Origin of the sequence: Parasphingorhabdus sp., from assembly GCF_039977335.1 — a bacterium.
Lineage (GTDB): Bacteria > Pseudomonadota > Alphaproteobacteria > Sphingomonadales > Sphingomonadaceae > Parasphingorhabdus.
In genome coordinates this window covers 113,640-135,000 of the sequence record NZ_JBDWDI010000001.1, presented here as the reverse complement: position 1 = coordinate 135,000, position 21,361 = coordinate 113,640, and the positions used below count along the sequence as shown (strand labels likewise).

Sequence of the window (21,361 nt, the reverse complement as noted above, 5' to 3'; positions counted from 1 at the left end):
TCCTTTCATGGTGCTTCCCGAAGCGTTGATGACTCGGAACCTGGAATTCAAAAAACCTGCGATCATCAATCTGATTTCAGCAGTTGTTGGCGCAGCGGTTGCATTATATTTTGCTCTAAACGGTCACGGTGTCTGGACGCTTATTTATGCACCGCTATCAATCTTCTGGACGCGCGCCATCTGTTTGGTCATCGCAGTCAAGTTCTACATCTGGCCCAGCTTCAACTTTAAAGGCGCTGGCGCGATGTTCGGATTCGGCGCCACCTTGCTCGCAAGCCATTTGTTCTGGACCATCCAAAGCCAATCCGACATTTTTATCGCTGGCCGGTTTCTCGATCCTCATGAACTGGGCCTCTATGCCGAAGCTTTATTTCTGACGACGATCTTCGCCGCGAAATTTGTGCCACCTCTTAATGAGGTCGCCTTCCCGGCCTATTCTCGTTTGCAAGATGATCCCAAGGCTCTCAGTTGGTCATTCCTCAAAGCAGTGCGCCTGATCATGCTCATATCCTGCCCACTCTATTTGGGCATGTCGGTTACCGCTGGCCCATTGGTAGCTACCTTATTTGGTCCCAAATGGCTGGAGATGGCTCCATTTGTTGGCATATTGGCATTGGCGATGCCCGTGATGACACTGCAGATATTATTCGCACCCGCCAATAACGCTGTCGGTAAGCCCCAGATTACAGCCCGGGCTTCTTTTGCCGGCGCCATATTAATGCCCGTTACTTTTTTAATCGGCCTGCAATGGGGCGCTATTGGTCTAGCCTGGGGGTGGCTGGTTGCCTTCCCATTGCTGACACTATTCACATTCTTCCAATCCTATCGCCATATTGGGATTAGTGCTGGTCAACTCGCCGGGGCAATCTGGCCGGGTCTATCAACCTCCATAGCTATGGCCGCGGTCGTTTATGTCGCCGACCAGTTCTTGCCCGAGATGATTGTCTATGCCCGGTTTGCGATATTGGTCGCGATTGGCGGACTTTCTTATGTCGGCTTATTGTGGCTGCTGGCCAAACCCACGTTGCTCGAAGTGATACAGCTTGTGCTCCGCAAAAAGGCTCCTGAGCCGGAAGCGGCGTCGGACCTTGCGGAACGTCCCTCTTAAAAGCGCGCATTGCATGGAAGCTACCATCAGCTAACCCGACACCATGACACATATCTTGTCTTTGGCCGCTGGCACCCTTCCGGAATTTCTACCTGACCAGGTGGCTCACGCCGCCGGTCAATCCGGCTTTAGTCATGTCGGCTTCACTATAGAGCCAGAACAATGGACCCCGGAACAGGTCAAAGCCACCAAGGCCGCGATCAAAGAATATGACCTCTCCGTACTCGATGTCGAGGTGGTCTGGATCCCCGAGGGCGGCGTGCTAACGGATAGCCACCGGCTCATAATAGATGCCGGCGCCGAGCTGGGCGCGCCCAATGTCCTCGTCGTCAGTGCTGAACCCGACCCGGACCGAACGGCAGCGGCATTGCATCAGCTATGCGAATGGGCAGCGCCAGCTGATATGCGAGTCTCGCTCGAATTTCTTATGATTACGGCCGTTCGATCCCTCGATTCGGCTCTCGATATAGTTGCACGCTGCAATCATCCCGCAGCAGCGGTGCTGATCGACAGCTTGCATTTTCAGCGCGCGGGTCATGCCGCCACCGCATTAAAAGCAGTCGACCAGAGCCTGCTAAACTATAGCCAGATATGTGATGGCAATTCGCACTGCGCTGACGATTTCAACGCCTATCTGGAAGACGCCATAGACTTGCGCAGCGCGCCGGGCGAAGGCGAACTGCCGCTTACCGAAATATTGGCTGCGCTGCCCACTGCAATTCCGTTGAGCTTAGAGGTTCGATCGAAAGCCTATCGTGATCAATATCCCGATGCCGTTCAAAGAGCGCGAGCTGTGCGAGCTGCGGCGATGGCATTTTTTGACCGTCATGACATAGCTATCGGTTAGCCGGCCTACATTTGAAGCCGGTATATTTCGGTATCGCCGACGCCTTTCAGAGTCAGACTCTCTGGTTCGCTAAAATCAAAACCGCCTCCGCACTCGAAAAAGGTGGCTGATGATACTGCGATTCCATTGGCTTCTGCTGCGCCCTCGATGCGGCTGGCGATGTTCATAGTATCGCCCCAATAGTCATAGGCCAGCCGGTTTGATCCCACGACACCGCCGACGACCGGTCCGGAATGGATGCCGATGCGCAATTTAATGTCGACGCCGCTCTCTTCTGCTCGCGCCTGCATCATGGCAATTAGCTCGCGGCCGAAATTAATCGCGGCGCGCGCGCCCTGACCCGTCGAAGCCGTTCCGCCTGAGACTGCGAGATAGGCATCCCCAATAGTCTTTACTTTTTCGATGCCATAGCGATCGGCGCATTCGTCCGCCACGGAGAAGAAATTATTGAGTTGTTCCACCAAATGCCCAGGGGCCAATATTTTAGCCAATCGAGAGAAGCCAACAATGTCGACAAAGATAACCGATACATCGGAAAAGGAATCAGCCACCGCCTCTCCCGCACGCAATCTTTTGGCGACGGTCTGCGGCAATACATTATAAAGCAGCTGCTCGGTTTTCTGACGCTCGGCGTCTAGCGCTTCGTTGGCAACGAAAACATCGCGAGCGCGCCGATCGATGTCCCAATTCACAAATAACGCAAAGGTCAAAAAGATCGAGACATTGGCAATCATATAGACTTTGGGGAAAACCGGAATGTCGACAATCGCAACATAGCCGACATAGATAAGCATTACGCCAATCGCCCACGCCAAGAACCATCGTACATTGGCAACGAAAGCAATACTCGCATAGGCGAACGCGATACCCAGATTAATGACAGCCATGCCAAGAAAGGATGTGCCAGTCGTATCTTCTGTCCGCGCTAGCGAAGCCATCAGGATCACCACAGCGATCGACATCAGTGCAAAGATCAGGAAATCAAGCCAGGTCCATTCGAGATAATAGTGCGTCCCAACAACATAATAGGCAATTACCAGAGCCAGGATCATCAGTGCGGAAAGACTATTATATATAATCAGCACTGCGTCTGGAAAGAACATCGGGTTGAAGATCGTGAAAGCGACATAGACCCCGATGGCGATAATGATCAGCGTCCGGGTCGCCGTTCTCCGTGCCCGCCGTTCGCCAACAATGTACTGATTTTCAATTGCCGGATCGGCAAAGCGATTGAATAGCCCCATTTTCCGTAGCCCCCGCTATCAACTATCTGCAGTCTGCCCGATTAGGCGGACTGAATATAGTTGCGCATTGCAGCCGCTTCGCTTTCAATCTTGTCGATGCGATATTTGACCAGATCGCCAATCGAAATGAAACCAACCAGCTTATCACCATCGACTACCGGCAAATGGCGAATGCGCCGTTTGGTCATCAGCGACAGGGCACCAATCGCGCTTTTTTGCAAGTCCACAGATATAACGTCTGCAGTCATGCCTTCCGCCACACGTTTATCCATGATCGCCGGGCCCAGTTTCTGAAGACCGCGCAGTACATCACGTTCAGAAAAGATTCCCGCAACCCGGTCGCCATCCATTACCGGCAGTGCACCAATCCTTTTCTCGGCCAATATGGCAACGGCCTCGGCGACTGTATGGTCTATCGAGCAGCTAAAAATCTGTCCTTCGCGCCCCTGTAATATCGCCTGAATTGTCATACGCGCCCTCTCCCCATCTCCAAAAATCGCTATCGAGTCCCGTCTAAGAGCCATAGCATAGCATATTTTTGGCCGAAGTTGGGCTTGAAGGCAAATCCAATAAAGTCCAAAGAGGCGCTAATCCAAAGGAGTCATTGAAATTGCCTGGTCCCTCACAGCTGGATGATCCCCTATATGCCGGCATTGCCTGGTCCCGTTACTGGCGCTTGATGCGCTGGATGACGGCGCTAACTTTCATGTGCATCGTTTTGGCTCTCGGCGTTCTATATTATCTCCACGGTCTCGTTTCGATCCACATGTATGTCGCCGCCGCCGGAGGCGTTGGTTTTGCTGTCTTGTTGACCGCCGCGTTAATGGGCCTCGTGTTCATGTCGAGCGGTACGGGCCATGATGAATGCATCGACGATCCCGTGAGCAAAGATATCTCGCCCGATGAGTGAAGATGATCTTGCAAAGCTAATCACGCTGCAGCCTGTATTGCGTGTTGCACCGCAACCGCGTGATCTTAATAATAATGGCCATATATTTGGTGGTTGGGTTCTATCTCAGATGGATATTGCTGGCGGTATCATGGCTGCAAGAGTGGCACAGGGTTCCACCGCCACTGTCGCGATTGAAGCCATGTCCTTCCTCGCCCCCATTCTCACCCGCGATATTGTCTCAGTCTATGCGCAGGTCGAACGGATCGGCAATACGTCGGTCAGTTTGCGGATCGATGTTGTTGCAGAACGCAATCGCGGCGAAGAGCATGTGCCGGTTACCAGCGGCCTCTTCACCTTCGTCGCGCTGGACGAACAGCATCGCCCCAGGTCAATTCCGGAGAGCTCAAAGACGAGATATCAGGACTGATTCTCCTCTAAATTCAGAATGGAGATCGCTTTTCTGAATGAGTTTATACAGCTTATACACAGAATCGCCTAAAAAAGAGCCTCAGCCCCTGCCGCGGAGAACGCCCGTCAATTTTCAACGCTGAGAGCGCTTGGCGGCTCAATACCATATTCCCTGGCTTGTAGGAAAGCCCGCTGGCGCCATGCCCGCCACTCACCGTTTATCGCGCACCACCCGATAAGTCAGCTCACGTTCTCCATTCGCGGGCACCGTGACTTTCCAGAAGTCCTTGCCGTCCTTGCGGCCCAGCTTCTGGCTGAGTTTGCGCAGCTTTTCGTTATCCTGATGATCAATCTTGATTTCCACCTGCGCCGCAGTGCGGGACGCATTGGTGATCGTTAATTCCATCGCAGTCCATTGAACATCTTCGCTATCGAAATTCTCCATTGATTGGAGTTGATAGCGGACCAGAGGACTTTCTCCGATGCTGACTTCTACCTGCTCGCCGATCGCCTTGTCATCCACGCCGCCTTCGCCAAGCAGCAGCCGTTCGCCGCCAGCCCATTTGAAGGCTACCATTTTACCGGCCGGGAGCGCCAGTCCCAAGCCATCGCGTTTCTTGTTCTGGAACCGCAATGTCGTCACCAGCGGGGTGGCTTCCTGATAATCATTCGCCCAAATCTGGGTTTCATAAAATTGAATGAAGGGAATCGCGGTCTTCTCAAACATCGCCACCTGTTTCTGGCTTTGCGACGCGACTGTAACCGGAACCGGGATGCGATAGAGTTTAAGGTCGCCGAGATCTTCTTGTTTGGTCTGGACTTTCCTGGCGCCTCCAACGGAGACCAAATCCGACTCCGCCTCCATTGCCATCATCGGTGCCATTAAAGGCTGTCCCCGCATCCGACTCTCGTTGCGTGCACGGTCAAACCGTTTCACCATGATGTCGCTAGTCGTCGCTTGCGGCCAACAGCGCAGGGAGATGCCTCCACCGGTTGCACGCGCAATATTATCGCGGCCCTTATTCGGTTGACCCGCGACCGTCTGGGTTTGAGCGTTGGCGAAGGATGTTTCGTCGCCATTGGCCAGTGTCACCCAAGAGAATAGGTTCATGGTTTGGCCATCGGCGCTGACGTCGGCGACATAATTGGCCTGCCAATCAAAGCCGGTCGCGAGATAGGACAGCGTTACCGTCGCGCGCGTTGGCGTCGCGACCCGGCTTTTCACAGATAAGGTTGGCTTGGCTGACAATCCTTCGGGAATGGCGGGATAAACAATTGCCTCGTTCAGGCCCGTGCATTGCAAAGCTTCAAAGCCTTCTGCCGTCTGTAACACCACGCCGCCGCTGGCATCGGTGCGAATTTGCGCATCAAATTCTTTTGTCTCTCCAGTCACAGCGCTAGTCCGGCGAATCGTAACGCCGCGTCCGAGATAGCCGTTGAGCAACGCCGATGGAGATAACAAAGCCGCATCGCGGTTTTTCTCGATCACGCCATCGGGCAAGCCAGTGACAATTGCCGATTGCGGAATAATACCGCCGGCCACGCCTTCAAAGCGCAAGTCAATCTCGCCTGCTGGCAAGGTCACAGTCCGCTGCTCCGTGATCAACGCATAGCCACCGAGGTAGCTCAGGTTCATGCCCCTGTCGCCGGTGCGGCGCGGATCGCGATAGACGGTCACCGATACCGAAGACGGCCCGTCCGATGTTACCACCTGATGCGCCCATTCCGATGCGGACTGTTCGGTTTGCGCCAAAACAGGAACACCGGTTGCGAGAAGGATGAACGCCGAGAGCGCTCGCAATATCATGATCTAGAACCGCGTCTCAAAGGCCGCCGTCACGGTCGCTCGCCCATTAGCTGGCACCGGAACTTTCCAAACGATACTATTGGACGAACGCCGCTCGCTTTTCAGGCTTTCGCTGACGATCCGGGTATCACTCCAGTAAAAGTCGAGCCCGTCTTGAATCACCGACACGGTAACCGGGGTCGACCGGGCATTGGTCAGCTCATAAGACATGCTGCTGCGCCACTTGCTCCGGGACAAACGCCGCCGTTCGGTAACCGTTGGCTTGACCTTCACATCAAATGCTTCACCAGTTTTCAAGCCGAGTTCAGAACCCATCGGTGTGTGGCCGATGTTATTCTCACCAATAAACTGGGGCTGACCCGAGGCGTCCTTCATATAGACCCGCACGGTTCCAGCTGGCAGCGCATCGCCCAATCCGCCATTCGCCGAAGCGCTGAATTGCAGCACCGTCGCCGCGCTTTGTGGTTCATTCTGGGTGCCGAGCCAGCGATTGGTATATTCATAAGCCTTTTGCGCTGAAGCACCGGTTACGTCGAGAAAGCTGACTTGTTTGGTCTGGGCATTGGCGATCGTTGTGCGCGCCGCCAGTGGATAGAGATAGAAATCACCGAGAGATTCGCGATTGGCGGATTCGGTTCCTGCCCGGCGGATATTATTCCGACCGCCCCGGTTCCGCTGTCCATTCACGCTAGGTGTTCCAGCCACCAACAGGGTCTTCGCATTGTTAAATGTCGTGCCAGTATTATTGGTCAGCGTCACCCAGCCCTGCACGTCCATCTTGCCTGCTTTTTCATCAAACAACGCAACATAATCGGCCTTCCAGCCCATACCGCTGGTCAGATAGCTGAGCTGTGCCGGCCGGGTGCCCCCACGCGTACTGTTCAATGTTACCGAAAGTGTCGGTCGCGCGCGCAAATTATTCGGTACTTTGTCAAAAATCACTCGCGTCGGCAGCCGGTCATCACGGAGCACTTCGATACGACTACCAATTTGCAGCACCACACCGCCATTGGCCGCCAGCACTTTGGCCCGCTCTTTTGTTTCCTTGGCAGTCGCAGGGTTGATCCGCACGATCGTCACCGTCTCGCCCACTGCTTTTTCCATCAGTTTCTGCGGAGACAAAAGATCATAATCGAAATTTTGCTCAACAATGCCAGTATCGGCGGCGTTAAAGCCAACCGTCTCAGCCCTGATCTGCCCGGAAACGCCAGGAAATGTCTGGACCGAACGGCCCGATGGAATATTCAAACGGCGGGTATCCTGCACCAGCGCCAGATTATTATTGTAAATCGTAACCGCAATATCGCCCTGCCCAGAGGACTGACTGATCGCCGGGGTCGCAAGGGTGACCAGTGCGAGACCGGTAAAAGCAAGAAGCCGCATATTCTCTCTCCATCGTTCGTATCGCACGGCTTAACGCGGCCAAAATGAATGTAGCTTAAACGGCAATTGCCTCTGTTCTCGGACGAACGGTATAATATCATGAAATCGAATTCGCAGCATCTGTGACCGCGAGGATTCACCAACATTGGCTAAATAGGCCAGCCACTACCGCTGCCGTGCAAACTATGGACCAAATAGCTTTCTTATTACTTCTATCCGGTCGGTAGCCATTTTTGTTTTCCAGCTTGCGGCTGCCGTTGACAGTGCGGCTAAGACCAATCCGCAACAGCCGATTTTTAACGCCATGTCATAGGAATTGCTGCCCGTGAAAAAATACATCATACCCACGCAAAATACGATAAATCCAATGGTTGCGCTGAGACTTGCTAAAATTGACAGATCACCGGCAATTTTGAAATCTTTGACACTTTTTTGAATTTGATGCTCGACGAGAATTGTTTCTCTGGGCGATAAACGTACACTATCCTTGAAGAAGTTCTGAGATAAACTGACGAATGGGCCTGAATAGCTCATCAGCGCACATCCAAACCAAAGACAGAGAAAATGTTTTGCGCTCCGTACTTCTTTGCCGCAGGGAACGGGGAAATAGCGAATAGAATAATCGGCATGGGGGAGTGCCTTTCAATTTTTCAAACAGACGCCTTTCGCGTTACAAAATGACGGCTATATTGGTAAACTAAAACGCTATAACATATCCATGCCGGCGATGCGCAAAATAATTCAAGCCATTTTGGAGTAAAGTATCGTTGATAAACAGTTACTTTACTTAGCTATTATTACATATTTGAACAATTGACTCACGTAAAACTAAATCTCGTTTGCAAGCAAGAAGCGATAACTGCGGTTTAGAATTTCCTGAGCAGATTCACGGACAAGCCTTTGCTGGTATAGCTTTGACCCGCGAGATCAACAAAATTCAGGCCGCCATCAACTGAGTTGGATTCGCCAAAGCCGGAACCTTCCGAACGGGCGATTTCCCCCTTCGAATAGGTGCATGTTGGGAGCGGTAGATTGCAAAATCAAAGAGCAATTCTAGGCTAGTGGTGATATGATAAGTCTAGCATCAGACATATTACCTCGCGGGTAATTGAAAAATAAATAAAAATATCTTTTATCATAAAACCGTATCAGCTATGTATATCACACAGATGTAAAGCCAAGCAGGAGCCCTCCGATGCCGCGTCCAGAAACAGATATTGAAGCAGGTCGTCAGAAGCTGATCGAAACAGCCGAAGTCATTATCCGCGAGCGCGGGGCAATAAGCTTCACTATTACCGATCTGGCATCGGAAGCAGGGATGTCACAGTCCAATGTCTATCGCTTCTTTGAGAATAAAGATGCGCTGGCCGAAGCCATGGCTGGTCAATGGTTTGCCGAGCTTATCACAATTATCGAAGACCTTGTAGAGGCTGACATGCCTGCCAAACAAAAGCTCTATGAGTTTTTCGCTCGGCGGTTAGCCATCAAGCGCACCCGTTTTGAAGAAGATCCCGATCTGTTTCGTTCCTATATGGAACTGGGCGACCAACATTTTGAAGTTATCCGCGGCTATGTCGATCTGACCGACCATTATATGGCCATCATCCTCGCCGAAGCGATGGAAGAAGGCTATTTTGAAGGACTGGAACTCGACCAGATCGTTTCGCTGGTTAACACGATGGTACAGCCCTTTTGCAATCCCAACCTCATGATGGACATGATGCATCTCGCGGATGAGGGTCGTTTGAGTCAGGTCATCGACACAATCATGTCCGGCTTAAAAGCCCGCAAGGAAGAAACGCCCCGGAAACCGAAACTACATGTAGCAAGCTAAAATATCTGCCTGCGGAAAATGGGGTGAAATGGGTTGTTGCCCTGCCCGCTAAAATGAGCAAAGAGCGCGCATGTTCGACGATGCCAATATCTGGCTGAACGCCCATATCGGGCTTTCGCTGCTATCTTTTTTCGTGGTCTGCCTGATCGTTTTTGGGGCCGCTTTCTTTCGCGGCTTGACCGGCTTTGGTTATGCGATTTTGGCCGTCCCATTGGTTAGTCTGGTCGCGCCGCCCATCACCGCTGTGATCATGGCCATATTAATGCAGCTGGTCATCGGTCCTTTCGGGATCCGCCCTGCAGTAAAAGTAATTGACGTGCCAATGGTGGCAAAAATTGCTGCCATATCCTGTCTGTCCACTCCAGCCGGGCTTTTGCTGCTCGATATCGTCAGCACCGATGTCGCGCGGCTGGCGATAACCGCCATAGCAATTGGCAGCTTCCTTGCCTTCTTAATGAAACGCCCTGCACAGCTCAACGAAGCGCCGCTGCATATCCTGTTGGTGGGGAGCCTTTCCGGTTTACTCAATGGTTTTGCAGCAATGCCCGGGCCGCCCGTGATCCTGCATTTCGTCCGTAAAAGTGTCGCGCCGGCGGTTGCCAGGGGGTCAATGATCACAATCTTCTTTGCCACAGCAACCATGGCCACCGCGATCGCTTTGTGGCGCGGGATGATTGATGAAAAGATATTGATATTGAGCGTACTCGCTTGTCCATTGATGATCGGTGGCAATCATTTGGGAGCGAAGTTTTTCGGCAGCGTCTCAGAGCCAGTTTGGCGAGGCTTTGTTGTTATATTACTCGCGATCGCAGCCGGTTTCGCGTTGATCAAGATCATATAGAGAACCAGACGGTGCCCCCTGTTACAAAGACACCGTCTGATCCTGCGACCCTGCACTTACAATAAACATGCACGGGCCTTTCCGCCGACTTACCGGTGGCGGAAATTCCGACGACCATAAAATTTGGATTGGCCAAATTTGCTGAACTTTTTATGATGCCCAAAGCTGCGATCATGATGGCGGCTGAAGCCCCGATTGAGGCCCTTGTGATCGCCAAATATCTTCTTATGCTTCAAATGGGGTTTGCCATGATGCAGGCCGCGATGATGACCAAACCGACCGTGCGACCGATAGCCGCTTCGATGGCCAAATCCACGTGACCGTAAGTGCCGGCGATTCTCGGCCTTTCCCTGCAAAGCGTCAGGTGAAACCAGTGTTTCAACCGCGTTATCAGCCGTTATTGTCGAACCCGCATTCGCTATATTGTCACCCAGATTTGCCGCTTGAGCAGGGGTGACTGCCGCCAATGCAAGCAAGCCAGTCATTACTATAGAAGTGAGTTTTGTCATTTCAAATCTCCGTTAAGTGTCTTGCTCAACGGTTCGAATATGGCGCGACTTTGGTTACATTTTTATGGAGGGCAGTAGGCGCTGGCGTTGTAACTACAGCCTCCGTTTCAAACAATCGATATTTCATTTTCGGCAGCTATTCAGCCATAAATGGAGCTAATCAATCAGCTCTTTGGAGAGCCATCCCATGGTCCAAATTAATTGCTAATATTGCTGCAAACATGGCCGGAATTTAGAAATTTTTGAATTTCAGCCCTGATATTCCGATGCCAGCCACTGCTTCATTTTTGCTGGCGGCGGAGTCGGCTTCATCTCTTTTTCATCCAGTGCAGCCAGAGCGCGTTTCCGCTCTGCATCACCAAATTGTCCGGTGGTCAGGCAAAATTCGACCATATTGCCATTGGGGTCACGGGTATAAATGGAGTGGCACCAATTATGGTCAATCTCCAGCACATCATGGCCGGCCGCATTCCATTGTTCACGCCGCTTGGTCAGTTGCTCGGCACTGTCCACGCCGAAACTAATATGATTGGTACCGGGCGGGGTTTTAGCGGCAACATTCAAATCAAATTCATGATCTTCCTGCCCCGGCACATCATGCAATTCCCAGAAAGCGATAAACTTGCTGTCATCGCCATCCATCCGGTAGAAAAAATGCTTGCCCCAGCCACCGCCCATTACCGGCGCGATTTCGACTGTCACCAGTTCAAATCCCATGACAACTTCGTAAAATTCGTGGATCGCAGCCATGTCTTTTGCCGCCAGTGCAAGGTGGTGATAGCTCATGAGCTGGTATCCTTCCGTTTATCGACCATGCCCATAACGTCCGCTGTCGCTCCTTCTGGAGCAGGCACTTCAACCACCCGCTCATCGACATCATCAAATTCGAGACGAAGCGCTCGGCTCATCACCGCGTGCATCATATAGGTGCAGGTTATGTAAGTCAGCTCGATGATTTCAACTTCACTGAGATGCTTCTTCAGCGCGTCGAAAACACCATCTGGTACCCGACCGCGCTCCAATACCAGGCAGTCCGTATAGGCGAGAACAGCACGTTCCACTTCGTCGAAACAATCCGCCGTAGACCAGTTGGGAATAGCTTTGACCTGTTCCTCCGAATAGCCCTCAAAGCGCATCGCCTTGCTATGCTGCGAATAAACAAATTGCGATCCCACGGCATAGCCCGCACGAATTTGGCCGAGTTCACGAAGCTTCGGATCCAACTTGCGATTGGGCGAGCGGTAAAAACCAAAACCTTCAGTCGTATGTTTGAAAGCGTCGGGAACCTGCGCAAAGACGGTCCACCAATTGCCGGGCGTCCCGGTGGCCGTGCCGGGCTCCGCTACCGGATCACGATCTCCGAACAGCGTTTTATAAAGCGCCAACACATATTCATCGGTGACTTCGGAAAGCGGAATTTCGCGCAGTCGGGGCATGGGTTTCTCCTATGCCCCGACTATGCACATAATTTTCGCGTGTGCTAGCCCGCGAGATTGCGAAGCACGTAGTGCAAGATTCCGCCGTTGAGGAAATATTCCATCTCGTTGGCGGTATCGATGCGGCAGAGCGTTTCGAATGTTTCCGTGGAACCATCAGCGCGAGTCATTTCGACCTCTACCGTCTGGCGTGGATCCAGCGTTGCGACGCCCTTGATGGTGAAGCTTTCGCTGCCGTCAAGGTTCAAGCTGTTGCGATCAACACCCTCGGCAAATTGCAGCGGCAACACGCCCATACCGACCAGATTGCTCCGGTGAATACGCTCGTAGCTTTCGACGATCACAGCGCGCACGCCCAGCAGGTTCGTGCCTTTCGCGGCCCAATCGCGCGAAGAGCCGGTACCATATTGCTCCCCGCCAATAACAACCAGTTCATTGCCGTCGGCTTTGTGGCGCATGGCGGCGTCGTAGATCGGCATGATTTCGCCGTTATATTTGGTGTAGCCGCCTTCCTTGCCGTCGGCCATTTCGTTCTTGATGCGGATGTTCGCGAAGGTGCCGCGCATCATAACATCGTGATTTCCGCGGCGGCTGCCGTAGCTGTTGAAGTCCTGCTTCGCCACTTGATGGTCGCGCAGATACTCTCCGGCGGGGCTGTCTTCCTTGATCGCACCGGCGGGCGAGATATGGTCGGTCGTGATCGAATCTCCCAATAATGCCAGTGTCTTAGCGTCGACAATATCCCCCACAGGCTCCGGCGTCATGGTCATGCCGTCAAAGTAGGGCGGATTGGCCACATAGGTAGAGCCCGCACGCCACTGATAGGTGTCGCCGCCGGTCACATCGATATCCTGCCACGCCGCGTCACCTTTATAGACATCGGCATAACGGCTCTCGAACATCTCGCGCGACACGGCCCCGCCCATCGCGGCGTTGACCTCGTCATTGGTCGGCCAGATATCGCGCAGATACACATCCGCACCATCGCTGCCCTGCCCGATCGGCGTTTCGTACATATCCTCACGCACCGTGCCTTTCAGCGCATAGGCGACAACCAGCGGAGGCGAAGCCAGATAGTTCGCCCGCACATCCTGAGACACCCGGCCTTCAAAATTCCGGTTGCCCGAAAGCACCGAAGCCGCGACCAGATCATTGTCATTAATCGCCTTGGAAATTGGCGCCGGCAAAGGCCCGCTATTCCCGATGCAGGTCGTGCAACCATAGCCGACCAGATTAAAGCCGAGATAGTTCAGGTCTTCCGAAAGCCCCGCCTTGTCGAGATAATCCGTCACCACCTGAGACCCGGGCGCCAGCGAACTCTTCACCCAAGGCTTCCGCTGCAAGCCCCGCTCCCGCGCCTTGCGCGCGACCAGACCGGCGGCAATCAGCACGCTGGGGTTGGAGGTGTTGGTGCAGGAGGTAATCGCCGCAATGGTGACATCCCCATGGCCGAGATCATGATCCGCGCCATCCACCGCGACCCGCTTGTCGGGATCGGCGCTGTTGAACACCTCGGTAATATCCTTGTTAAAGCCCTCGTCGAGATCGGCCATCGACACACGCTGCTGCGGCAATTTCGGACCGGACAGCGACGGCACAACACTGGTCATGTCGAGCTCCAGCGTCTTGGTATAGATCGCCTCAACCTCGTCATCATGGCGCCAGAAACCCTGCTCCTTGGCATAGGCTTCGGTCAGCGCGATATCCGCCTCGCTGCGACCGGTCAGGCGCAGATAATCCAGCGTCTTGTCATCAATCGGGAAGTAACCGCAGGTCGCGCCATATTCCGGCGCCATATTGGCAATCGTCGCGCGATCCGCGAGCGACAGCGCCGCCACGCCCGGACCATAAAATTCCACAAAGCGCCCGACCACGCCCACTTCGCGCAGCATCTGCACACAGGTCAGCACCAGATCGGTCGCGGTAATACCCTCGGCCAGCTCGCCGGTCAGCTTGAACCCGACCACTTCGGGGATCAGCATCGATACCGGCTGGCCAAGCATCGCGGCTTCCGCCTCAATCCCGCCCACGCCCCAGCCGAGTACGCCCAGGCCGTTGATCATCGTCGTATGGCTGTCGGTGCCGACACAAGTATCGGGATAGGCGACCATATCGCCATTCTGATCCTGGGACGACCAGACCGCCTTCGCAATATTCTCCAGATTCACCTGGTGGCAAATGCCGGTTCCGGGAGGCACAACGGAGAAATTGTCAAATGCCTTCGATCCCCATTTCAGGAACTCATAACGCTCCATATTGCGCTGATATTCCAGCGCCACGTTATTCTCGAAAGCCTGCGGCGTACCAAATTCGTCGACCATCACCGAGTGGTCAATCACCAGATGCACCGGCACCTGCGGGTTGATCTTCTGCGCGTCACCGCCCAGCGACTTAATCCCGTCGCGCATCGCCGCGAGGTCAACAACCGCCGGAACGCCGGTAAAATCCTGCATCAAAACACGGGCCGGGCGGTACTGAATTTCCGCGCTGCTCTTGGCCTCTTTCTGCCAGTCGACCACCGCCTGCGCATCGCCAGCCGCCACCGTATGGCCGCCATCTTCAAAGCGCAGCATATTTTCGAGCAGGACTTTCAGCGTATAGGGCAAGCGCTCTATATCCCCGAGCTTCGCCGCCGCCTTGGCGAGCGAATAATAGACATAGTTGGTGCCATTAACATTAAGCGTCGCGCGCGTGCCGAGTGAGTCTTGTCCGGTGGTCGTCATAATTCGTCCCTTATTTTAATTTTTTGCCGGTTTGGCCTGTCCGCCGAAGCTTCAGCGAAGGCGGAAGGGGAGCAGGAATTCCAGCGAATGAATCGATGTTCGAGAGCGCTTTAGCGCAGGGGGTGCCGGGGTGCAATGGTACGAACTTAGAGAGAAAGATAATTGGGAACTTGGGCCTGACCTTCTGCCGCAAAGCATAACATCTCTGACTCACTGATATAATTAAGAAGCGATACCTACCAATGTTGGATGCAGGCACAACTGTATTGCTGGATTGTTTTCAATCAGATTCGCCAGATATTTTCTCTTATAACCGACATCGAAAATAAACTTTTTGCCGGACTGAGTAACCACGCCGAGACTGCCATTCCAGATCATTAAATCTATCAGCTTTTCAATCTCGCTATCTTCTTTCAACTTAGCCGATGCCAAGTACCTCAGCTTCTCGGGTGTAAGAGAAGCACGGTTTTCGACAACGTCAAATAGAAAAGAAGAGGCGTCGTTTATAAGATCAGCAATTTCTCGGTCCAAATCTTCAAGAACCTGCCATCCCAATTCTTTAAGAGCAAAATTGTAATCGTCCTCCCGAATAACTGTATTTTCGAGAGTTAAGGCTCTTCTTCTAGCAGTCTCGAACAACCGAATAAGGTATCTCGGTCTCATTAAGCTTCCGTCGATCAAAAAATCGAGGGCCTTCGAACCGTTCACTAACGGCACCGAAATATCAGAGAACTGAATGTCGCTATTTGAGGATACAAATCCAGACAACAGCCTTTGATTGAATAATATTTTCAACTGGTCTCGGTCAGACCATTCCAAACTGCTGGTCGAAAGCTTACCGTAATCTGCCATTCCCGCTATCAGGAATTCATAGACATCACTTCGAATGAAGAGAATCCAGCGAAAATCTAAATCTTTTCGCATGAAATTTCGTTCAATCTTTTGCATTGCCTCCGCTAGACCTACTAGAATCTGGGCATCATCTTGATCGAAGCCACCGGGCGTCCAAATTCGATCCAAGTTGTCGAAAAGAAAAAGCACAAAACCCTTGATCTCTAGATAGCTAAGTACATTTTCACGAAGGTTTCGAAGGTCGTGTCCGTAAATGATTTCCAGAACTTCAGATGACTTGAGAGAGCCAGTATCTGTAATTTCGCTCTCTTTGGCAGAAAATCGTGAAATCACATTGTCCGCTAAGAGACTTAATCGCTCCGAGAAATCTCCCTCACCAGTATCCACGCGTTCATTGAAAAAGTTCCTCAATGCTTCATAACGTTCGAATGTTTCTGGATCGTTGCGTGACTTATATGCATCTTTCTCGAGTATTTTGTAAGCAATCTCTAACCATAGAATATATTCCCAAAAAGCAGCAATCACCTCTTTGCGCGTACCAAAAGATAGCTTATCAAGAATGAACTCTTTCAGCTTTATCAGCTGATATCCGTCAGGCATCAAATCGACGACAATATTCTGTTTGTTCGCTCTACTGACGTCGCGTACTCGTAAGAATATTGCTGTCTTGCCGCTTCCTTTTCGGCCTGTCAGAACATGAGCGTTTCCAGTCTTTGCTTTACGAAACGATTCAGTTTGTACGAAGTATTGTGATAGCTTTGCTTGCTCATTTTCGGCGACTGGGTCGCCGAAAGCGACTTTTCCCAATTTAGACTTGCTCGGGGGGCTTTCCTCGTCAGAATATTGCACAAGTTCTTCTGCTACCGAATTCCTGAAGTCCTCGATCAACTCATCAATATTATCCAGATGACTCCACCGAGTAGCGGAATCGTGAACATCGAGAGGCAATTTAGAGCTCTCATGGGCAAGCAATACAGAGGGAATACCAAGTCCACGACCTAACCCGTATAAAAAGCAACTTCTCTGATTATTTCTTATGGCATCCTCTGAGTCACCATCGATCCAGAACATGAAAAGACCAAATGAAGAAGTAGCTGCTTCAAAGGCCTCTGGCGCAGTAAACCGGCTGATCTCTGCAGGATTGAAATTACGAAACTTCATCCTCACTATCTTTTTTATAGCGCTTAGAGTTTTGCGAGATACATCTCCAACCACCGATGGTTGTAAAACAAAAATAGGCTGTTCTTTACTTTTTCTGGAGGCAGTCCACTGTGAGGTCTGATCATCTCTACTAAGTATTTCTCGAAGCTTGGGCTGAAAATCGTAGGAGTCGTGAGCTAAAGTGTCCAACAGGCCTATTTTTTGAACTTTCGTAAAATCGCTATTGACCGATCGGACTAGTCGTAATGGTAATCCAAGGCCAAGAGCATAGCCTATTTCATAGGTTACATTCATGTTGACGTGAGTAATATCTCCCACGAAGCCATCGGCTTTATCTATCCAATGTTCAACGGTATTACTGATGGGATGACCTGAAGGATCCTCCAGCGACCAAGGTCGAATTTTGCGATCCAATGTGGTGGCAGCTGCAGCACTTTCTTCCAAAATTGTTTTATGGAAGTCGTTTCCAGACGCAAAGGCTAAGAATATCTCCTTCATATCGTCTTTGCCCCATTCTTAAATTATTAACTTGGATTTGGCTTTACTTCATAGGTTTATTTAAAACTTATAACCAAGGTTTAATACAATTTGCCGTTCGTGCAATAACCCTTTCCTACAACCCCATAAAAACTAACAGGTGCACAGCACTGTAAAGATTGCCATAACCCTCCCCTACGTTGGGGAACGGGGGCAATATGTGCGGGCGCAAATATGCGAGTGAGGAACTCACTTGGGCGGAATATCGCGAAATACTGAATATCATTCCGGACCAGCCGTCCAATCTTGCGCCCAATTATAATATCGCGCCAACCCATCAGGTGCTGGCCTTTCGCAAAAATACAGAGGAAGCCAGCCTGTCGCCGCTCCACTGGGGACTGGTGCCGCACTGGGCCAAGGATGCGAAAAAGGCGGGCAGCATGATCAACGCGCGATCCGAGACGCTGGAGGAAAAACCCAGCTTTCGACCGCTGCTAAAATCCCGCCGCTGTGCCGTTCTGGTTTCCGGCTTTTATGAGTGGCAGCGCCGGCTTGGTTCCACTGGCAAGGATAAACAGGCGCATAAAATTGAACGAGGCGATGGACAGCCCATGCTGCTTGCGGGGCTGTGGACGCGTAATGATGCGCTGAACCTCGAAAGCTATACAATTGTCACCACGGCAGCCACGCCCGATTTTGCCGCGCTGCATCACCGGCTGCCCACAATATTGGAACCGGACCAGCTTGACCTGTGGCTGACCGGCGAATGGGATGCCGCGCGCGATCTGCTCACACCCTATGCTGGAGCGCTCAACACGGCGGCTATTTCCAATGCCGTCGGCAATGTCCGTAACAATGGACCGGAATTACTATCGCCGCTGTGATGCGAGTGAGAAACTCATTTGGACATCATATCTGCCGGTCCAATAGTTAAGGCACTGGCAAGTCAATCGTCATTTCCATCGGCATCATCAGGATCAGCCCTGCGCAGATTAGCCCAAAAACGGCCCAAGCATATTGTTTAGAGCGGATATCCAATATCGCCCGGGCTACACAATAGATGACAATGGCCAACGGCGCGATCAACCAGAAATAATACATAAGCTAGCTATCCGATCGTTTCTGTTTCGCTACTAAGTAAACAAACGAAACCGATCCCAGCACATTCAGCAGTGCCATCACTGTCTTGGCGGAAAGCCCAAATACGACAATGTCAAATATCAAAAAATTTGCCAGTCCGGCGGCTACGATAATTACGATAATGAAAGCAAAGATTCTTTCATTTCTTGTGTTCATTTTGACGCCCTTATGATGCTGCGGAAGCAACCGTAAAGCATGGGTGGGCAAGATCAACTTTCGACCTGTTGATTAGGAATTCTCCTACAAGGCTTTCCTACAACCCCCAGTCTTTGATACACCGGCCCGAATCAAAGGAACAAAAGTAGAACGAAAGAGCCGCTGCCCCATGGAAAATGATCCGTCTGATGACACCCCCCATAACTCCCATCTTCCCGTCCCCGCGGCGGAGGAGCCGCCGCCGGAGCGCCCTTATCGGGTACGCCATGATGGCTGGACGGCGGAGCGGCAGAATATTTTTATTGAATCGCTGGCCAAGACGCGCTGCGTGCGCGACGCCAGCCGCATGGCGGGGATCAGCTGGAACAGCGCCTATCGCCATCGCAAGCGCAGCCAGGCCTTTGCCGATCGATGGGACCTCGCGCTGCGCCGGTCAGAGACGACCATCGGCGAAGTCACGTGGCAACGCGCGGTCGAGGGCGTGGAGGAGGATGTCTGGTATCATGGCAAGGTCGTGGGTCAGCGGACCAAATATGCCAATGACCTGCTGCGCCTACTCTATCAGCATGACACCAACGGCGCGGGGAATTAGGCGCGCAGGCCTGCCGCTCAATCCGCGTCGTTGATAATCAACTCCATCGCCGCAACCACCGTGGCGATGGTTTTTGCGCCCAGCAATTCATCCACCTTGGCGCTGGTCTGATCGGTAATCGCGCTGGCTTTTTTGACCGCTTCGGCGCCCGTTTTGGTCAGCTTTAACAGCCACGCCCGCCCGTCCGTATCATCGCGCACCCGCGCCACCATTTTCAGATCAATCAGCCGCCGCACCATCGCGGTAATCGCGGAATCGTTCAGCCCCAGCTCCGCCGCCAGCCGGGTTTGGGTCGTGGTCTCTTCCGATGCGATAATCCCCAGCGCCGACATCTGCGCCGTCGTGACACCGGCAACCTCCAGCAACTGCCGGTCAGAGCTTTTCTTCAGCACATGGGCGGCAATTTGCAGCCGCGAATAGAATCTGAGGTTTCTTGCCGTCATACCGAGGTGCTATCCTATTTCCCGCGCCTTGTGAACATATTATAAGTTCATAGGTGAATTATAAATGACGGGATTTGGTAGGCAAAGGCTGATATTGCTATCCATAGCCTATGTGATATAGTTCATCACTGAACTAAATGACGACTCGTGTTTTCATCCACCCTTTGCCGGACATGACTGTCCCATCATCCTAGAAAAGGAACCATAATGATCCAAGATCCAAACGATTCAGAAATGAATGATCTGCGCATGTCCGACGAGGGCCGCGTGCTCTATGACAAGGTCAAGCGCTTCGTTACCGAAGAAGTCGATCCAATTACCGAGCAGTTTTTTGCAATGGGCGAAGGCCGCGCAGAACGCTGGAGCTATGCACCAGGCCAGCTGGAATTGCTTGAAGGCGTGAAGAACAAGGCGCGCGAACAAGGACTGTGGAATTTCTTCCTGCCGGACGCGGAATCTGGCGAAGGATTGAAGAACCTCGACTATGCTTTCATCGCTGGCGTACTCGGCCAAAACTCATTGGCGTCCGAGTGCATGAATTGCAGCGCCCCCGATACCGGCAATATGGAAGTGTTGGAACGTGTGGGTACGACGGCACAGAAACAGGAATGGCTGGTGCCGTTGCTGGAGGGCAAAATCCGCTCGGCTTTTGCCATGACAGAACCCGGCCATCCTTCTTCGGATGCGCGGAATATTAGGACCGAAGCGGTTCTCGAAAAAGGCGAATGGGTCATTAACGGCGAGAAATTCTACATTTCCGGCGCTGGCGATCCGCGTTGCAAAGTCATGATCACCATGGTGCGCACCAACCCCGATGGCCCATCCCACTCGCAGCAATCCCAGATCCTTGTGCCCATCGACACGCCGGGCGTTGAGATTATCGGCCCCATGCACGTATTCGGCGATGATGATGCACCCCATGGCCATATGCATATCAAGTTTAACAATGTGCGCGTGCCAGAGGAAAATATCCTGCTCGGCGAAGGGCGCGGCTTTGAAATCTCCCAGCTTCGCCTTGGACCGGGACGTATCCATCACTGCATGCGTTCTGTTGGTGTAGCGGAACGCGCGCTGGACCTGATGATCCATCGCGGCGGCAGCCGGGAAGCCTTTGGTCAGCCTTTGGCCCTGCTCGGCAAGAACCTCGAAGTCATTTCACGCGCCCGCATTGATATTGAAGCCATGCGCCTGATGGTCCTGAAAGCCGCCAAGGCAATGGACGTGATGGGCAACAAACAGGCTCGCGTTTGGGTTTCGATGGTCAAAGCCTATGTGCCAGAGATTACGTGCCGGATCATTGACGAAGCTATCCAGATTCACGGCGCCGCTGGTGTATCGCAATGGACGCCTCTGTCCCGCATGTATGCCAATCAGCGGACATTGCGTCTCGCCGACGGGCCGGATGAGGTCCATCATATGGTGGTTGGCCGGAATGAAATGGCCAATGCCGGTTACAAGCCGCAGCGCTAAAAAAACACAAATAATCACACAAGGCCGGAGGAGATTCC

Annotated in this window: 21 protein-coding genes (1 of these 21 running past the window's edge); 9 read left to right on the top strand and 12 right to left on the bottom strand. The window is 52.4% G+C overall.

The annotated features are described in order from the left end of the window. On the top strand, nt 1-1,108 hold the 3' portion of the coding sequence (locus tag ABJM21_RS00650; protein ID WP_348301820.1) for a lipopolysaccharide biosynthesis protein. Its footprint begins 404 nt before the window's first position; only the last 1,108 of its 1,512 coding nucleotides appear in the window; the start codon falls outside the window, past its left edge; the stop codon is at nt 1,106-1,108. A gap of 43 nt (nt 1,109-1,151) precedes the next feature. Continuing rightward, nucleotides 1,152-1,955, top strand: coding sequence for a TIM barrel protein (locus ABJM21_RS00645; protein WP_348301819.1), 804 nt, complete (start codon nt 1,152-1,154; stop codon nt 1,953-1,955). Nucleotides 1,956-1,960: 5 nt separating this feature from the next. Here ABJM21_RS00645 and ABJM21_RS00640 read toward each other — a convergent pair whose 3' ends face one another. Together ABJM21_RS00640 and ABJM21_RS00635 are read right to left on the bottom strand one after the other, a co-directional pair. Continuing rightward, nucleotides 1,961-3,199 (bottom strand): adenylate/guanylate cyclase domain-containing protein, encoded by a 1,239-nt coding sequence (locus ABJM21_RS00640; protein WP_348301818.1) that lies wholly within the window; start codon nt 3,197-3,199, stop codon nt 1,961-1,963. A gap of 41 nt (nt 3,200-3,240) precedes the next feature. Then, nucleotides 3,241-3,669, bottom strand: a complete 429-nt coding sequence (locus ABJM21_RS00635) for a CBS domain-containing protein (protein ID WP_348301817.1) — start codon at nt 3,667-3,669, stop codon at nt 3,241-3,243. Between the two features lie 140 nt (nt 3,670-3,809). On the opposite strand from ABJM21_RS00635, the gene ABJM21_RS00630 reads away from it, so the two are divergent. Together ABJM21_RS00630 and ABJM21_RS00625 are read left to right on the top strand one after the other, a co-directional pair. Beyond that, the gene (locus ABJM21_RS00630; RefSeq protein WP_348301816.1) at nt 3,810-4,109 is read left to right on the top strand and encodes a hypothetical protein; all 300 of its coding nucleotides are present in this window, start codon (nt 3,810-3,812) and stop codon (nt 4,107-4,109) included. Then, nucleotides 4,102-4,518, top strand: a complete 417-nt coding sequence (locus ABJM21_RS00625; RefSeq protein ID WP_348301815.1) for an acyl-CoA thioesterase — start codon at nt 4,102-4,104, stop codon at nt 4,516-4,518. The genes ABJM21_RS00630 and ABJM21_RS00625 overlap by 8 nt, the downstream gene beginning before the upstream one ends. Nucleotides 4,519-4,710: 192 nt before the next feature. Here ABJM21_RS00625 and ABJM21_RS00620 read toward each other — a convergent pair whose 3' ends face one another. From ABJM21_RS00620 to ABJM21_RS00610, 3 genes are all read right to left on the bottom strand, one after another. Next, nucleotides 4,711-6,306, bottom strand: a complete 1,596-nt coding sequence (locus tag ABJM21_RS00620; protein ID WP_348301814.1) for a hypothetical protein — start codon at nt 6,304-6,306, stop codon at nt 4,711-4,713. Nucleotides 6,307-6,309: 3 nt separating this feature from the next. Then, a complete protein-coding gene (locus ABJM21_RS00615; protein WP_348301813.1) occupies nt 6,310-7,689 on the bottom strand; it encodes a DUF4139 domain-containing protein in 1,380 nt (459 codons plus the stop codon). 183 nt (nt 7,690-7,872) lie between these two features. Further along, a complete protein-coding gene (locus ABJM21_RS00610) occupies nt 7,873-8,223 on the bottom strand; it encodes a hypothetical protein (RefSeq protein ID WP_348301812.1) in 351 nt (116 codons plus the stop codon). A 661-nt stretch (nt 8,224-8,884) separates the two neighbouring features. Between ABJM21_RS00610 and ABJM21_RS00605 the strand changes: the two genes are divergently transcribed. Then, complete coding sequence (locus ABJM21_RS00605) at nt 8,885-9,523, top strand: TetR family transcriptional regulator (RefSeq protein ID WP_348301811.1); 639 nt, start codon at nt 8,885-8,887, stop codon at nt 9,521-9,523. A gap of 70 nt (nt 9,524-9,593) precedes the next feature. Continuing rightward, nucleotides 9,594-10,364, top strand: coding sequence for a sulfite exporter TauE/SafE family protein (locus ABJM21_RS00600; RefSeq protein ID WP_348301810.1), 771 nt, complete (start codon nt 9,594-9,596; stop codon nt 10,362-10,364). Between the two features lie 89 nt (nt 10,365-10,453). On the opposite strand, the gene ABJM21_RS00595 is transcribed toward ABJM21_RS00600, so the two are convergent. The 5 genes from ABJM21_RS00595 to ABJM21_RS00575 all read right to left on the bottom strand — a co-directional run bounded on the left by ABJM21_RS00595 (nt 10,454) and on the right by ABJM21_RS00575 (nt 17,543). Beyond that, nucleotides 10,454-10,873: a hypothetical protein gene (locus tag ABJM21_RS00595; RefSeq protein WP_348301809.1), complete on the bottom strand. Its 420-nt coding sequence runs from the start codon at nt 10,871-10,873 to the stop codon at nt 10,454-10,456. Between the two features lie 249 nt (nt 10,874-11,122). Continuing rightward, complete coding sequence (locus tag ABJM21_RS00590; protein ID WP_348301808.1) at nt 11,123-11,659, bottom strand: VOC family protein; 537 nt, start codon at nt 11,657-11,659, stop codon at nt 11,123-11,125. Then, nucleotides 11,656-12,309, bottom strand: a complete 654-nt coding sequence (locus ABJM21_RS00585) for a carboxymuconolactone decarboxylase family protein (protein WP_348301807.1) — start codon at nt 12,307-12,309, stop codon at nt 11,656-11,658. Before ABJM21_RS00585 ends, ABJM21_RS00590 begins: the two co-directional genes overlap by 4 nt. Nucleotides 12,310-12,353: 44 nt before the next feature. Next, nucleotides 12,354-15,032, bottom strand: coding sequence for an aconitate hydratase AcnA (acnA, locus tag ABJM21_RS00580; RefSeq protein WP_348301806.1), 2,679 nt, complete (start codon nt 15,030-15,032; stop codon nt 12,354-12,356). Nucleotides 15,033-15,254: 222 nt separating this feature from the next. Continuing rightward, a complete protein-coding gene (locus tag ABJM21_RS00575; RefSeq protein WP_348301805.1) occupies nt 15,255-17,543 on the bottom strand; it encodes a hypothetical protein in 2,289 nt (762 codons plus the stop codon). Nucleotides 17,544-17,740: 197 nt separating this feature from the next. Here ABJM21_RS00575 and ABJM21_RS00570 point away from each other — a divergent pair, with 197 nt between their 5' ends. Then, nucleotides 17,741-18,406: an SOS response-associated peptidase gene (locus ABJM21_RS00570; protein WP_348301804.1), complete on the top strand. Its 666-nt coding sequence runs from the start codon at nt 17,741-17,743 to the stop codon at nt 18,404-18,406. Nucleotides 18,407-18,452: 46 nt separating this feature from the next. Here the strand turns inward: ABJM21_RS00570 and ABJM21_RS00565 are convergent, their stop codons facing one another. Further along, nucleotides 18,453-18,623, bottom strand: a complete 171-nt coding sequence (locus tag ABJM21_RS00565; RefSeq protein ID WP_348301803.1) for a hypothetical protein — start codon at nt 18,621-18,623, stop codon at nt 18,453-18,455. A 364-nt stretch (nt 18,624-18,987) separates the two neighbouring features. Between ABJM21_RS00565 and ABJM21_RS00560 the strand changes: the two genes are divergently transcribed. After that, nucleotides 18,988-19,410 carry a hypothetical protein gene (locus ABJM21_RS00560; protein WP_348301802.1) on the top strand — a complete coding sequence of 141 codons (423 nt, stop codon included), beginning with the start codon at nt 18,988-18,990 and terminating at the stop codon, nt 19,408-19,410. Between the two features lie 17 nt (nt 19,411-19,427). On the opposite strand, the gene ABJM21_RS00555 is transcribed toward ABJM21_RS00560, so the two are convergent. Continuing rightward, entirely contained in the window at nt 19,428-19,853 is a 426-nt protein-coding gene (locus tag ABJM21_RS00555) for a MarR family winged helix-turn-helix transcriptional regulator (protein ID WP_348301801.1), read from the bottom strand. A gap of 207 nt (nt 19,854-20,060) precedes the next feature. Between ABJM21_RS00555 and ABJM21_RS00550 the strand changes: the two genes are divergently transcribed. Continuing rightward, on the top strand, nt 20,061-21,323 hold the full coding sequence (locus ABJM21_RS00550) for an acyl-CoA dehydrogenase family protein (RefSeq protein ID WP_348301800.1): 1,263 nt from the start codon (nt 20,061-20,063) through the stop codon (nt 21,321-21,323). The last annotated feature ends 38 nt before the right edge of the window (nt 21,324-21,361 follow it).